This window comes from Hyphomonas sp. NPDC076881 (genome assembly GCF_050269995.1).
Classification (GTDB): domain Bacteria; phylum Pseudomonadota; class Alphaproteobacteria; order Caulobacterales; family Hyphomonadaceae; genus Hyphomonas.
The window spans coordinates 1-13,363 of record NZ_JBNNJJ010000012.1 but is presented as its reverse complement, the minus strand read 5'-3'; the positions used below and the strand labels follow the sequence as shown (position 1 = coordinate 13,363).

Sequence of the window (13,363 nt, the reverse complement as noted above, 5' to 3'; positions counted from 1 at the left end):
CCTCCGGTAGCGAAGGTATAAGCGTCCCATGGCGCTGCACTGCTCCTGCTCATTCCGCCCCCCCAACTCCGGGCTTCACGCGAATTTTGGAGGCGCAGGACAACACTTTACGTTTCTTTGTTTACGAGGCCGGAAATCCACTTCAAACAGAACATCATATCCGACATTTCCCTTCGATTCCGGGACACTTCTCATGCGAAAGCTGCTGGCGGGCTTCTGCGCGCTGTTCCTCGCCGCCCCTTTTGTCAGCGCCGAACCACCGCCACCTTTGGAAGCATATGGCGCCCTGCCATTCTTCACGGACGCGGAACTTTCCCCCAGCGGCGATCGGATTGCGGTCGTCGCCAATTCCAATGCGAACAGCTGGCTGATCATCATGACGCGAGCGGGTGAGTTGCTGCGTCAGCTCGGCATTGAAACTATCCGCGCCCGCGAAGTTGCCTTTTATGACGAGGACCATGTCATCGCGCTTGTCTCCGCGACGGCCCGGCCTTTCGGTATGCGGCACCGGAACGAGTTTTCCGGCGCATTCTCGATCGGCGTCCTGGGCGGCAATCCCGTCCCGCTGCTCAGCCGTGTCAGAAACCTTTACCCCTCGCAGACCGGGCTCGGCCGCATTGTTGGCAGAGGCGACGCGCCGGGCACCGTCCTCATGCCGGCCTACATTGGCAACCTTGCTTCCGTTCCGAACAACCACCTTATCCAGGTAAGCCTTGAGACAGGCGGCGGATCAACGAAACACAGAGGCACCAACGACACGATTGATTGGTTTACCGATGGCAAGGGCGAGGTGATCGCGCGCGAACGATACAATAACGAAAATAACCAGTATCAGGTTCAAATCCGGGATGGAGGATGGAAAACCATCTTTGAGCTGAAAGATGCCAAAACGATGCCGTTCTCCATTACCGGGGTCATGCCAGACGGGTCCGGCCTCGTATTCGTTTATACGAACGATGAGGAAAATTTCAGCGGCCTGATGGTGCTTGGCTTTGATGGCCAGATCTCCGGCCCGATCCTCAACCACCCGAACCGGGACATCGACATGATCTACAAGGATGACGAACGCCGGGTCCTCGGCGTCCGCTATTCGGGTATGCGTCCCACCTACGAGTTTCTTGACCCGGAACTTGGCGCAAGTTTCAAGGAAGTCTCCGCCTCAATTCCGGATGGATTCATCCAACTCGACTCCTGGTCTCAGGATCGCAAGTTCGTGCTCTACTTTGTCTTCGCGCCCGCCTACGGAGAGGCATGGATCGTGCATGACGTGGCGAACAAGAAGATTGAGCGCATCGCCACGTCACGGGACCAGATTCCGCTTGGACAGGTCTCGTTCCCGCTCGGAATAGAATATAGCGCGCGCGATGGGCTGAGAATTCCAGCAGTTCTCACCCTGCCGCCGGGCGTCGAGGTAGAAGAGAAAGTAAAACGTCCTCTGATCATTCTCCCGCACGGAGGCCCCGCCTCTTATGACAGCGCAAACTTCGACTGGATGGCCCAGTTCCTGGCGAGCCGCGGCTATGTCGTCCTCCAGCCAAATTTCCGGGGTTCCAGCGGTTACGGAATGGCATTCCAGACGGCAGGTAACGGGGAATGGGGTGGCAAGATGCAGGATGATCTCGCCGACGGTATTACGGCGCTGAATTCGCTTGGCATCATCGACCCTGAAAAGGTCTGCATCGTCGGCGCCAGCTATGGCGGCTATGCGGCGCTGGCCGGCGCGGCGCTGACACCAGATGTCTACCGATGCAGCGTTGCTGTCGCGGGTGTGTCCGATTTGAATGACATGGTATTATATACACGCAGCAACTACGGAAACGACCATTGGGCCGTCGCTTACTGGCGGCGCGTAATCGCCGATGGCGACACTCGCGCCAAACGGATGCGCGAAGTTTCTCCTATCAATTTTGCCGATCAGGTCAAAATCCCTATACTGATGGTTCACGGAGAAGACGATACTGTTGTGCCGATTGCGCAGAGCGAAAAAATGCAACGCGCCCTGAAGAAATACGGAAAAGACGTAACTCTCGTGCGCCTCAAGGGTGAAGATCACTGGCTGTCAGGATCAGAGACACGGATCGAAATGCTGCGCGCACTTGATGCCTTCCTCGCAAAACACCTTCCTGTCAGCGCATCAACTACCCCCTAAAACAAAAGCGCCGGCGGAGCCCCGCCGGCGCTTTCTGAAATAATCCGGCCAGAGCCTATTTCTTCATCCGGCCCTTCACCTGCGCGCGGTATTTGTCGCCATAAGGCGGGCGCATCATGGCCAGCAATTCGCTCTTCGTCTGGGTATAGATCGCCTTCTTGTGGCTGAATTCGAGGAAGCCCTCGCGGCCATGATAGGAACCCATGCCCGACGGGCCGATACCACCGAAGGGCAGTTCTTCCTGCGCCACATGGAAGATCACATCATTCACCGTCACCCCGCCCGACGTGGTGTTGTTCAGCACAAAGCTTTTCTCGCCCTCGTCCTCACCGAAATAATAGAGGCCCAGCGGGCGGTCATGCGCGTTGATATAGGCCACCGCGTCCTTGGCATCGCCATAGGATTTGATCGGCAGGATCGGCCCGAAAATCTCGTCCTGCATCACCCGCATATCATCGGTCGGGTCCACAATGATCGTCGGCGGGATCTTGTGGTGGGGCTGCTGGGAGAAGTTCTCGCCCTTGGGGTTGAGTTCGATCACCTGGGCGCCCTTGGCGCGGGCATCTTCGACATAGCCGGTAATCCGGTCAAAATGGCGTTGATTGACGATGGAGGTATAGTCGTCATTGTCCTTCAGGCCGGAAGCATACATCGTCTCCACCGCCTTGGTCGCGGCCATCACGAAGTCCTGGGTCTTCTCCTTCGGCACGAAGGCATAGTCCGGAGCCAGACAAATCTGCCCGGCATTCAGCGTCTTGCCGGCCATGATCCGGTTTGCCGCCTTCTGCAGGTCTGCCGAGCGGCCGAGGATCACCGGGCTCTTGCCGCCCAGCTCCAGCGTCAGCGGCACCAGATTGTCCGCCGCCGCCCGCATCACATGCTTGGCCACCGAGGTCGCCCCCGTGAAGAGGATGTGATCGAAGGCAAGCTTGGTGAACTCCGCCCCCACATCCGGCCCGCCGGTGACGACGGCGCATTCTTCGGGCGCATAATATTTCGCGATCAGCTCTTTCATCAGCTCCGAAGTCGCCTCGGTGAACTCGGACGGCTTGATCATGCAGCGGTTGCCAGCGGCAAACACGCCGGCCAGCGGCGTGAAGGTGAGGTTCACCGGGAAGTTCCACGGGCTGATCACGCCGATCACGCCCTTGGGCTGGAACTGCAACTCAGCCTTCGAGCCCAGCAGCCCCAGCGGAAACTCCACCTTGCGCTTCTCCGGCTTCACCCATTTGGCCACATGCGCCTTGGCATGTTTCAACGCGCCGATGGAGCCGGCAATGTCGGTCAGGTTCGACTGGTCTTTCGACCGGTGGCCGAAATCAGCCGCCATCGCATCGTTCAGCGCGGCGCCATGCGTGGCCAACAGGTCAATAGACTTGTCGAGCCATTCGATCCGTTTCTGCACCGACGGGATCCCGTCGCGCAGATGCGCGGCCTTCTGTTTGGCAAGCAGTGCATTCATGCCGGAAGCCGGCGCGGCGTCGAGGGCCATGTGCTGATATCTCCCAATCCCTTATGGTCGTTGAACACTGTAGCGCCTGTTCAGCGTTTCCCCAAGAGGCATCGAAAACCGCTTACCCGGCGTGAGGCGTTCACGGACGCAAAGCTTGCCTCTAGAACCTTGCCAGCAAGACCAGATTTACAGAGGGAGACGCCAATGGCGACGTACGAAAAGATTTCCTATGAGCGCAATGGCGACACCGCGATCATCGCCTTCAATGATGACAAGACGCTGAATGCCTGCGGCGTCGATACCGCCATCGAGCTGCTGCACGCCTTTGAAGTGGCCGCCAATGAAGCCCGCTGCACCATCTTCACCGGCAAGGGCCGCGGCTTCTGCTCGGGCGCCAATCTCGGCGGCATGGGCTCTGGCCCCGAAATCGCTTTCCCCGGCTCCAAGCCCGACGCCGGCAAGGCGCTGGACGCTTTCTACAATCCGCTGGTCACCGCCATTCGCGAGCATCCCCATCCGGTCATCACCGCGGTGAATGGTGCCGCCGCCGGGGTCGGCTGCGCGCTCGGTCTGATGGGCGACCTCGTGATCGCCGGCAAGAGCGCCTACTTCCTCCAGGCCTTCCGCCGCATCGGCCTTGTGCCCGATGGCGGCTCCACCTGGCTGCTCGCCCGCACCATCGGCCGTGTCCGCGCCATGGAAATGGCCCTTCTCGGCGAAAAGGTTTCCGCTGATCAGGCGCTGAGCTGGGGTCTCGTCAACCGGGTCGTCGATGACGCCGAACTGCTGCCAACGGCGCTGGAATTTGCCGGCAAGCTCGCCGCCGGCCCGACCGTGGCCCTTGCCCTCACCCGCAAGATCATCTGGGACGCCAGCGAGGCAGACTTCGGCGCCGCCCTGCACAATGAGCGCGTTGCCCAGCGCACGGCCGGCCGCACGGACGACTTCAAGGAAGGCGTCAGCGCCTTCCTCCAAAAGCGGCCTGCAGAGTTCAAAGGCAAGTAACCCAGGATTGCGCCACTGAAATCGGTTGCACCTTAAAGATTAATCAACCTTGTCCCCATAGGGTTCGCGAAAAATCGAACCTCATGGGGACGAGATAAGATGGATTTTCGGCTGATACACTTCAACTGCGTGCGCCCGCTCGGGTCGTTCACGCTCGAAAACCCTTATGTTCTGACCTTCCTGTCCATTCTGCCGCGCATCTTTGCAGATGCCGATCAGTTTGAAGGGCTTCACTATCACGAACACGGCCTGCGCTGCCCGGATCAGAGCTGGCGGACGTACAAGGACGCCTTCCCCTACCCCGAAGACTGGCGCTCGCCTGAAGTCTCGACCATGGCCGTCTGGCGCTCGCTCGAAGATCTGAAAGCTTTTACCTATAATGGCCGCACCCACCCGCCGGGCATGCGCCGCCTCGGCCAGGAGATCGACCGCAGCGACGGCCCCGGCTTCGTCATGTGGTGGGCCCGCAAGGGCGACCGCTTCACCCTGGAAGACGGCTTCCAGCGCCTGCAGCATCTGCGCCGCCACGGATCATCCGACTACGCATTTTCTCTGGAACAGCCCACCCCGCGCCCAGCCGTCGCCTGAGCTTACGCCGATTTCGGCTTGCGCTTCTTCGGCGGGCTCTTGGCCTTTGCCGCCCGCGCCGCGCTCAGCGCCCGGCGCGCCCAGAGGGCGGCCTCATCCGGATCATCCATCGCTGAAGACGGCAGGCTGACATAGCCAAGGTCTATCGGCCTGGCATCGCTTGAGCGCAGATAGAGAAAAGGCGCGCCCCCTTCCGCTGACAGATCATCCCGCAGGGCCGGATCTACCTTCAGGAATATCTGGTCATCGGCAAGAAGCGCGAACATCACGCCATCCTGATAGACGCCCGCCCCGCCGAACATGCGCCGGATATTGACCGGCCCAACGCCGGAAAACAGTTCCAGCACGAATTCGTGAAATGGGTCGGGCGGCTTCGGCATGTATCCTCACTAACGCCCGGCGCGGCTAAACCGGCACCCCTAGGCGGTACACACCCTTGAACGTGTCCAGGTCTTCCACCGGCTTACCCTTGCGGTAAATCGTGATGAGGCCCGCCTTGTGCAGGCGAATGGCTTCGGCACGCACATCCTTCAGTACCCGGACGAAGTGTTCAGAGCTGATAGCTTTCGCGGCATCTTCTGGGGCGATGGTCTTGCCGGCGCCTTTTGCCGCCGTAAGCGTCAGGATGGCCTCGCGAACCGAAACGGGCTTTGCCTCAGTCATCTTCTGCCGTCATCTTTCTAAGTGTCTGGTCGATCAAGTTAAGTCTTAGCCTGTCTTCAGGAGATAAAGAAACGCGATACCTCAACTGCTGCACTTCGCCGCGGAGGACTGCTGCGGGAAGAACCGGCGGAATGATAGTGCCGACGCAGCCTGCATAGTCTTTCCATGCCGCATCCCAAAAGCGCTCATCAAGACCGGTCGATGACTCGGCGTATGGATCGTTTGCAAGATAAGATTCGTGATACGTTTGCAGAAGTTCCGTAGACCGCTCCAGATTGATCAGTGCGCTTTCCGGGTAGTGCAGCATTCGCGCAAGCGTAACAAGGTCGGCGCGGATGAGGAATTCGCGGTATCCGTCACCGTGCACATTAGGGCTATTCCCCGAGAAGCCCGAATTGCAACCAAAAAGGCAAGGATCGCCCTGCGGCCCAAGCTCCGAAAGGTAGTCATTCTCGAAGGCTGCAAATCCCTGCCGATCAAACTCCGCTATCAACTGATGATAACGAGAGAGTAATCCTGGTTCCCTGAGTGCCTGCCCCTGAGCAGACGATACTGTCGCCAGTATTGCCGTTGCGCAGACTAGAACCCGAAGCCCGTTCATGTCACCAGTCAATCGCCGCATAGACAAGTTGCTGAAGCTGTATCCGCATCGGATAGGTCGATGATGGCATCAACTGGGTGGCCTGAACCGCGATCAGCTCCTCTTCCGGATCGATCCAGAAGAAGGTGGAGGCAAGGCCGCCCCAGCTGAACGTGCCATCGCTGCCCGGCTGGCGGGTCTGCACGATGTCGGTGACAACCGATCCGCCCAGCCCGAAGCCCACGCCCTCGGCCATCACCTCGGTGAACGCCGAACGCCCCATGCCGCGCATGGTCTGCCCGCCGGGCAGATGGTTCTGCCGCATGAATTCCCATGTCTTGGGGCTGATGATCCGCGCGCCGTCCAGAGTGCCGCCGCGCAGCAGCATCAGGGCAAAACGGTGATAATCCCGCACCGTGGAGGCAAGCCCGCCGCCGCCATTCAGCTGAACCGGCCGCTTGGCATAGAGTTTGGACGCCGCGCCGCCCGGATCAGCCAGCGTGGTCTCGCCGGTCTTGGCGTCTTTCTGGTAACAGGCCATCAGCCGGCCGATCTTGTCTTCCGGCACCCAGAAGTCGGTATCATTCATCTGCAGCGGACCAAAGATCCGTTCCCGGAAGAAGGCGTCCAGCTCCTGGCCAGTGATGATCTCGATGATCGCGCCGAGCACGTCGATGGAATGGCTGTAGCGCCATTCGGTTCCCGGCGAGAAGGCCAGCGGCAGGCCCGCCATCTGGCGCGCCATTTCCTGCAGGGTCTGTTTCGGATGGCCAACCTTTTCACGGCGATAGATCTCGTCGGTCTCATCCTGCATCAGGAAGCCGTATGTCAGACCTGACGTGTGCGTGATCAGATCAAGGATCGTCATCTCGCGGTCAGGGTCTTTCAGCTTCGGCGCTGCCGCCGAGCCGCCTGCCCAGACCTTCACATTCTTGTATTCGGGAATGTAGCGGCTGACGGGATGTTCGAGGCGCAGCCTGCCTTCCTCAAACAACATCATGATGGCCAGTGTGGTGACCGGCTTGGTCATTGAATAGATGCGGAAGATCGTTTCTGAACTGATTGGCTGGCTGCCGCCCATCTCGGTCGCGCCGATATAGCTCTCATGGGCAATCTCGCCCCCACGCGAAACCAGCGTGGCCATGCAGGGGACCTTGCCGCTGTCGATATAGTTTTTCTGGAAGAAGTCCGGAATCGCATCCAGACGCTCCGCATTCAAACCAACGTCACTCGGATCGGTCAGGTCATGTTCAAACATCAGAGGCTCCCCGCTTTGGCCGCGCGGGCCAGTTCACGCGCGATGATTATCTGTTGAATCTGGCTGGTGCCTTCATAGAGGCGGAAGATGCGCACATCGCGGTAAAACCGCTCGATGCCGTAATCGGCCACATAGCCTGCCCCGCCGAAAATCTGCACGGCGCGGTCAGCCACACGCCCGCAGGCCTCAGTCGCAAAAAGCTTCGTGCACGAAGCAAGCATGGTGATGTCCTCGCCCGCATCGCGGCGGCGCGCGGCGTCCAGGATCATGCATTCGGCGGCATAGGTTTCCGCCTGGCTGTCGGCGATCAGCGCCTGCAGCATCTGATGCTCAAAGATCGGCTTGCCGAACTGGCGGCGCTCCAGAGAGTAGGTCACCATCTCGCGGATCAGGCGTTTGGAAACGCCGGTCGCCACCGCCGAGATGTGCAGCCGGCCCTTGTCCAGCACGCTCATGGCCACCTTGAAGCCCTCGCCTTCCTTGGCGATCATGTTGGCGGCCGGCACGCGGGCGTTCTCGAAGATCACGTCGCAGATATGGGCGCCCTGCTGGCCCATCTTCTTCTCAGGCTTGCCGACGGAGAGGCCAGGCGTGCCGCGCTCCACGATGAAGGCAGAGACCCCCTTGGCGCCGGGCTCGTCCTGATTTGTCCGTGCCATGACGGTGAAGAGGTCGGCCTTGTTGGCGTTGGTGATATAGCGCTTGGTGCCGTTGAGGATGTAATGGTCCCCGTCGCGCACGGCTTTGGTCTTGAGGCCAGCGGCGTCAGAGCCCGCTTCCGGCTCGGTCAGCGCGAAGCTGGCGATCAGGTCGCCGGAGGCGATACCGGGCAGCCATTTCTGCTTCTGCTCGGGCGTGCCGAAGAGGACGAGGGCCTGGCTGCCGATGCCGATATTGGTGCCGGCGACGGAACGGAACGCCGGGGAGGTTTGCCCCAGTTCCATGGCAACCAGACATTCGGTTTCCATGTCGAGGTCGAGCCCGCCGAATTCCTCCGGCACCGCAACGCCGAACAGGCCAAGCTCCTTCATGGCGTCAACCACATGCTGGGGAACTGCGTCTTCTTCTGAGACCTGGGCCTCCACCGGCACGCAGGTTTCGGTCACAAAGCGGCGCACCTGTTCGATCAGGGCGGCGCGGGTTTCGGCGTCAAAGGCCATGGGTTTCTTCTCCCGTCATTTCTCTTCGGCGCCCACTCTATGCCCCAATGCGGCGCTTGTCGAAGGGGCGCTTGACGGTAAGGTGCCGCAGTCAAAAAAAGAGATGGAGCCCCATGTCCACAACGATTGTCGAGAGCGGTGAGTTTGCAGGCTGGACCACATGGGCCGAGGAGCCCTTCGAGCATGAAACGGCCGGTCCGTTCTATTTCAAGGTCGACGAGAAGGGCCCGGTTGCGGCGTTCCGGGTGGCGCGCAAGCATATGAATGCCGGGGGCGTTGTGCATGGCGGCTGCCTGATGACCTTTGCCGATTTTGCCCTGTTCGCGATTGGCCATGAGGCCATGGAAGGCTCCTACGGGGTCACGGTGGCGTTTACCGCGGAATTCCTTGACGGGGCGCTGGAGGGGGAACGGCTGGAAGCGCGCGGGGATACGCTGCGCAAGGGCGGATCTCTCAGCTTCGTGCGCGGGCTGGTGACAGGCCAGGATGGCCGGCCGGTTCTCAATTTTTCAGGCACAATCAAAAAACGGAGGAAACAGGCATGAACGAACAACCCCCTTATCAGGAATTATCCAGAAGTATCAAAGGCAAGACGGCGCTGATCACCGGCGCGGCCAGCGGCATGGGGCGGGCGACGGCCCATCTCTTTACCCGCGAGGGCGCGAATGTGGCGGTGACGGACCTGCGCCAGGAAAACGTCGACAAGGTCGTCAATGAAATCAAGGCGGCCGGCATCGAGCATGTGAAAGGCTGGGCCCTGGATGTGGGCGATGGCGCCGCGATCAAGCGGGTGGTGGACGAGGCCGCCGCGCATTTTGGCGGCATGGATATCCTCGTCAACAATGCAGGGTTCGCCCTCCCCGGCCAGGTTGGAGAGGAAAGCTATGAGGACAGTTGGGGGCCCTCCCTCAATGTCATGCTGACCTCGCACCAGCGGGCGATCCGGGCGGCCCTGCCCTATATGCGGAAGAATGGCTGGGGGCGGATTGTCAACATCGCGTCCACCGAAGGGCTGGGGGCAACGCCGGGCAATTCCCCTTACGTGGCGGCCAAGCATGGCGTGATCGGCCTGACGCGCGGCCTGGCGGTGGATCTGGGCCGCGAGGGCATCACGGTGAACTGCATCTGCCCCGGCCCGATCATCACCGGGATCACCGCCGGAATCTCCGATGAACACAAGGAGATATACGCCAAACGCCGGGTGCCGCTGCGCCGGTATGGCATCCCCGAAGAGGTGGCGCACATGACGCTTTCCCTCGTGCTGCCGGCGGCGAGTTTCCTCAACGGTGTCCACATTCCAGTGGATGGCGGGCTGACGATCAAGAACGCCTGAAGCCGCGCCAAACCGGCGTCATCCCGTGTCATGGCGCGGACACGGGATGACATCCAGCGGACAAATCCGGACATTTCCGGACAGATCAGGGACGCGCCAGGACAGGCAGGATCACCGCGCGGGCATTCTCTCTCTGCGCGGCGCAGAGCGTCAGATATTCCTTCGTTTCGTCCAGCGCGCGTTCATGCCCGGCAAGGTCGCGGCTGCCGGCGGCGAAGAGGGCTTCCAGATCCGGGATCATGGCGGGGTCGCAGAAGGCGCGTGCCAGGCGCGGCGTGTTGCGGCGCAGTTGGGAGGGCACCCGGGCCGTGAAGCCGGGGAAGTCTCCGGTGAGGCGGGCCCAGGTCCTGTCGCGATGGGCCGGGTTGTTCATCAGGCTCTGGGCGAGGGAGAAGGTGACCTGCTGGCTGATGCCGCCCTCATAGATGAGATCGAGCGCGCGGGCAGCATCCTCCGGCGAGGCGGCGCTGCCGAGGCTGTCGGCAGCGGCCTGGAGGAAAACGGCATCGTCCAGGCGGGCGATGGCGGCGAGCACCTTATCGACCATCGCCGTGCCCCCCTCCTCCAGCGCCGCGCGCAGGGCGTAGGTGTAGAGGTCGCTGGAGAGTTCGCCCGTGCCTGAGAGGAACGCATCGGCCTCGGCGACCAGGGCGGCGCGGGCCTCAGGCTCCTGCAGGGACGCGGCCCGGAAACCGCGCAGGCGCATCCCCGCTTCCAGCTCGGAAGGGTCATCCCGCCGGGCGAGCGCGGCAGACGCGCGGGCCTTTGCCGGCTCTGCCTCTTCGCCAAGCTGGGCGAGCAGCGCGTCCCAGGCGTTCAGCGCAAAGATCAGCACCGTGCCATGGGGATGGGAGAGGCTGGCTTCGAGAAGGCCGAGATACTCTGCCCCGCCCATCGACCCGGCATTGAAGGCGGCCTGGGCGCTGTCGATGGCGGCCAGAGCCTCACGCGGCTCAAGCGCGGCGAAATCATCCGTCAGGGCATGCCAATACACCGCCGGCAGATCAAACCGGTAATAGCCTGCCCCTTTCGCATTGGGCACGACAACTTCCGGGCAGATGGCGCCGCGCACATCCACCGTGCGCTGAGGCGCGCTGAGGAGCGTGCAGACCTCGCCGGTGTTGGCGCCATCCTTCCAGGCGGCACAGACCGGAATGTTCCACAGGCCGCCGGGAGCAATTTCCGAGCCGATGGGGCGATAGCGCGTCTGGCTGAATTCGATCTTGGCAGCGGCGCTGCCGCACATGGGCCGCGCCGTGACCAGGGGAACCCCGGGCTGGGTGACGAAGCTTTCGAACACAGTGCCGATGGCGCGCTGGCCGCTGGCCTTGCCGATGGCGGAATAGAAGCGCGCGCTGTCAGCCTCACCATCTGCATACTGCGCAATATAGCGCCCGAGCGCCGGGCGCAGCACATCCGGGCCGAAATAGGTGTCGATCATCCGGATGACCGACTGGCCCTTGGAATAGGTGATCGCATCATAGGCATTGCGCACATCTTCATTGCGGCTGATCGGCTCTGCCACGGCGCGCACGCCTTGCAGGCTGTCGAGCGACATGGCGCGAATGCCATCGGCCACGGCGGCCAGATCATGATTGCCCTGCGGCTCCATGATTTCCAGGACGGCGGTTTCACTCCAGGTGGCGAAAGCTTCCTTCAGCCAGAGATCATCCCACCAGGGCGGCGTGACCAGATTGCCGAACCACATATGGGCAATCTCATGCGCATGGATTTCCTTGACGCTGCGCAGCAGGGATGGCCCGGCATTGGGGCCCACGAGAATGCGGCCTTCGCGATAGGTGATGGCGGCGGCCAGCTCTGTGGCGCCGGAGGGCCATTGCGGGGCGGCGATGATATCGAGCTTTTCATAGGGGTAAGGCTGGCCCAGCATTTCTTCAAAGACGCGCATCATTTCCGGCGTCAGGTCCAGCGCAAAGGCAAGCTCCTCCCCCTTCCCGGCGCGGGCATAGCCCGTGAGCGGAATTTCCGTACGCCGCACATCATTTGGTGGAAGCGCCGCGCGATCCACCTTGTCGAAATTGCCGACGGCGGTGGAGAGCAGATAGGTGGAGAGCGGACGGGTGGGCGCGAAAGTGATGGTTTCAAAGCCGGGCTGAGCCGGGGCGCGGGAGACCTCCGGCGTGTTTGCGATGGCGTGCATGCCTTCGGGCACGGTGATTGCCACGTCAAAGGGCGCCTTCAGGCCCGGCTCGTCAAAGCCCGGCAGGAAGCGGCGCGCCTGAATGCTTTCGGACTTGGCGAGGGCATACCAGTTGCCCTGGGATTCGACGCGGAAAAGACCGGCCAGGCCCGTATCGAAGGCGGCGGTATAGTCGATCGCCAGCGTGACGCGGCGCGCTTCGAGGCGCCGGGGGAAGCCGACCCAGACGACGCCGGTATCAAGGACTTCCGCCCAGCTCGCCTCGACCGTTTCGCCCCCGGCCGTGGCCGTGACGCGGGAGACGCCGAGATCATCGCCGTGCAGCCAGATGCCATTGGTGGCGGCGGCCAGCTCTACATCAATCTCGACATAGCCGGAGAAATGGGTTTCGCGCGGGTCCAGATCGAGGGCGACGCGGTAGGCCTTGGGCCGGGCCATGGCCGGCAGGCGGCCCGCCGGGGCCACGCGCGCCAGGGCCGCTTCGTCCACAGGCTGGACCGGGACTGTCCAGGCAGAGCGCTGGGCACAGGCCCCCAGAAGGCAGACGCCCGCCGCAATCGCTACCATCAGAAACCGCATGAATACTCCCCGGCTGCCCGTATTCTTCTGAATACCGCATCAGGCGCGGGAGGGAACCCTTGATCGATGGTTTAAGGGGGATTGGGGCCTGCAGGTTTTTTTGAGGTTCGGGCTCGCGACGAGCCTCCCGAGGGGGCGCGGGGGACGGGTCAGGATCAGCCGGAACTGACCCTGCCGGCTTTTCCGAGGTATCATTGGGTCGTCACCCTCGGTGCGCGCCAGCGCATCTGAGGGCCTATCTCCGGGCCGAGAGGCGCGCGCCTGGGGATGGGGCGGGAGATAGGCACTCAGACGGGCTGCGCCCGTCGAGTGTGACGAAGGGGTGGGCGGAGGAAAAGAGTTTCACGCAGCAGGTTTGGCCGGACGCAGCGGGGGCTGGCCGGGGGATTTGGGCTGGGTTCGGGGTTGGGGGGAAAGCTAGGATGTGTCGGCGG

Annotated in this window: 12 protein-coding genes; 5 read left to right on the top strand and 7 right to left on the bottom strand. The window is 62.0% G+C overall.

All coding sequences use genetic code 11. From position 1 onward, the window contains the following. Positions 1–28: 28 nt before the first annotated feature. A complete protein-coding gene (locus ACQKI2_RS13855; RefSeq protein WP_427380194.1) occupies positions 29–2,149 on the top strand; it encodes an alpha/beta hydrolase family protein in 2,121 nt (706 codons plus the stop codon). A gap of 55 nt (positions 2,150–2,204) precedes the next feature. Here ACQKI2_RS13855 and ACQKI2_RS13850 read toward each other — a convergent pair whose 3' ends face one another. Then, on the bottom strand, positions 2,205–3,641 hold the full coding sequence (locus ACQKI2_RS13850; RefSeq protein ID WP_427380193.1) for a coniferyl aldehyde dehydrogenase: 1,437 nt from the start codon (positions 3,639–3,641) through the stop codon (positions 2,205–2,207). Positions 3,642–3,806: 165 nt separating this feature from the next. On the opposite strand from ACQKI2_RS13850, the gene ACQKI2_RS13845 reads away from it, so the two are divergent. Together ACQKI2_RS13845 and ACQKI2_RS13840 are read left to right on the top strand one after the other, a co-directional pair. After that, positions 3,807–4,607 carry an enoyl-CoA hydratase/isomerase gene (locus ACQKI2_RS13845; RefSeq protein WP_427380192.1) on the top strand — a complete coding sequence of 267 codons (801 nt, stop codon included), beginning with the start codon at positions 3,807–3,809 and terminating at the stop codon, positions 4,605–4,607. Positions 4,608–4,706: 99 nt separating this feature from the next. Beyond that, complete coding sequence (locus tag ACQKI2_RS13840) at positions 4,707–5,195, top strand: DUF3291 domain-containing protein (protein WP_427380191.1); 489 nt, start codon at positions 4,707–4,709, stop codon at positions 5,193–5,195. A gap of 2 nt (positions 5,196–5,197) precedes the next feature. Here the strand turns inward: ACQKI2_RS13840 and ACQKI2_RS13835 are convergent, their stop codons facing one another. Genes ACQKI2_RS13835 through ACQKI2_RS13815 form a run of 5 tightly spaced genes read right to left on the bottom strand, consistent with a single transcriptional unit; the run spans position 5,198 to position 8,856 of the window. Then, complete coding sequence (locus ACQKI2_RS13835) at positions 5,198–5,575, bottom strand: TfoX/Sxy family protein (RefSeq protein WP_427380190.1); 378 nt, start codon at positions 5,573–5,575, stop codon at positions 5,198–5,200. Positions 5,576–5,600: 25 nt separating this feature from the next. Further along, a complete protein-coding gene (locus ACQKI2_RS13830; RefSeq protein ID WP_427380189.1) occupies positions 5,601–5,858 on the bottom strand; it encodes a DUF3253 domain-containing protein in 258 nt (85 codons plus the stop codon). After that, positions 5,851–6,459, bottom strand: coding sequence for a hypothetical protein (locus ACQKI2_RS13825; protein WP_427380188.1), 609 nt, complete (start codon positions 6,457–6,459; stop codon positions 5,851–5,853). The genes ACQKI2_RS13830 and ACQKI2_RS13825 overlap by 8 nt, the downstream gene beginning before the upstream one ends. 1 nt (position 6,460) lies before the next feature. After that, positions 6,461–7,696, bottom strand: a complete 1,236-nt coding sequence (locus ACQKI2_RS13820) for a serine hydrolase domain-containing protein (protein WP_427380187.1) — start codon at positions 7,694–7,696, stop codon at positions 6,461–6,463. Further along, the gene (locus ACQKI2_RS13815) at positions 7,696–8,856 is read right to left on the bottom strand and encodes an acyl-CoA dehydrogenase family protein (RefSeq protein ID WP_427380186.1); all 1,161 of its coding nucleotides are present in this window, start codon (positions 8,854–8,856) and stop codon (positions 7,696–7,698) included. The genes ACQKI2_RS13820 and ACQKI2_RS13815 overlap by 1 nt, the downstream gene beginning before the upstream one ends. Before the next feature lie 113 nt (positions 8,857–8,969). On the opposite strand from ACQKI2_RS13815, the gene ACQKI2_RS13810 reads away from it, so the two are divergent. Then, on the top strand, positions 8,970–9,401 hold the full coding sequence (locus ACQKI2_RS13810) for a PaaI family thioesterase (protein WP_427380185.1): 432 nt from the start codon (positions 8,970–8,972) through the stop codon (positions 9,399–9,401). Beyond that, complete coding sequence (locus ACQKI2_RS13805; protein WP_427380184.1) at positions 9,398–10,189, top strand: SDR family NAD(P)-dependent oxidoreductase; 792 nt, start codon at positions 9,398–9,400, stop codon at positions 10,187–10,189. Before ACQKI2_RS13810 ends, ACQKI2_RS13805 begins: the two co-directional genes overlap by 4 nt. Positions 10,190–10,274: 85 nt before the next feature. Here ACQKI2_RS13805 and ACQKI2_RS13800 read toward each other — a convergent pair whose 3' ends face one another. After that, entirely contained in the window at positions 10,275–12,929 is a 2,655-nt protein-coding gene (locus tag ACQKI2_RS13800) for a M1 family aminopeptidase (protein WP_427380183.1), read from the bottom strand. Between the last annotated feature and the right edge of the window lie 434 nt (positions 12,930–13,363).

What these genes read in the sequence shown, in the direction of transcription:
- ACQKI2_RS13855 (WP_427380194.1), top strand. Translation starts at nt 29, where the DNA reads ATGGCGCTGCACTGCTCCTGCTCATTCCGCCCCCCCAACTCCGGGCTT.
- ACQKI2_RS13850 (WP_427380193.1), bottom strand. Translation starts at nt 3,641, where the DNA reads ATGGCCCTCGACGCCGCGCCGGCTTCCGGCATGAATGCACTGCTTGCC.
- ACQKI2_RS13845 (WP_427380192.1), top strand. Translation starts at nt 3,807, where the DNA reads ATGGCGACGTACGAAAAGATTTCCTATGAGCGCAATGGCGACACCGCG.
- ACQKI2_RS13840 (WP_427380191.1), top strand. Translation starts at nt 4,707, where the DNA reads ATGGATTTTCGGCTGATACACTTCAACTGCGTGCGCCCGCTCGGGTCG.
- ACQKI2_RS13835 (WP_427380190.1), bottom strand. Translation starts at nt 5,575, where the DNA reads ATGCCGAAGCCGCCCGACCCATTTCACGAATTCGTGCTGGAACTGTTT.
- ACQKI2_RS13830 (WP_427380189.1), bottom strand. Translation starts at nt 5,858, where the DNA reads ATGACTGAGGCAAAGCCCGTTTCGGTTCGCGAGGCCATCCTGACGCTT.
- ACQKI2_RS13825 (WP_427380188.1), bottom strand. Translation starts at nt 6,459, where the DNA reads ATGAACGGGCTTCGGGTTCTAGTCTGCGCAACGGCAATACTGGCGACA.
- ACQKI2_RS13820 (WP_427380187.1), bottom strand. Translation starts at nt 7,696, where the DNA reads ATGTTTGAACATGACCTGACCGATCCGAGTGACGTTGGTTTGAATGCG.
- ACQKI2_RS13815 (WP_427380186.1), bottom strand. Translation starts at nt 8,856, where the DNA reads ATGGCCTTTGACGCCGAAACCCGCGCCGCCCTGATCGAACAGGTGCGC.
- ACQKI2_RS13810 (WP_427380185.1), top strand. Translation starts at nt 8,970, where the DNA reads ATGTCCACAACGATTGTCGAGAGCGGTGAGTTTGCAGGCTGGACCACA.
- ACQKI2_RS13805 (WP_427380184.1), top strand. Translation starts at nt 9,398, where the DNA reads ATGAACGAACAACCCCCTTATCAGGAATTATCCAGAAGTATCAAAGGC.
- ACQKI2_RS13800 (WP_427380183.1), bottom strand. Translation starts at nt 12,929, where the DNA reads ATGCGGTTTCTGATGGTAGCGATTGCGGCGGGCGTCTGCCTTCTGGGG.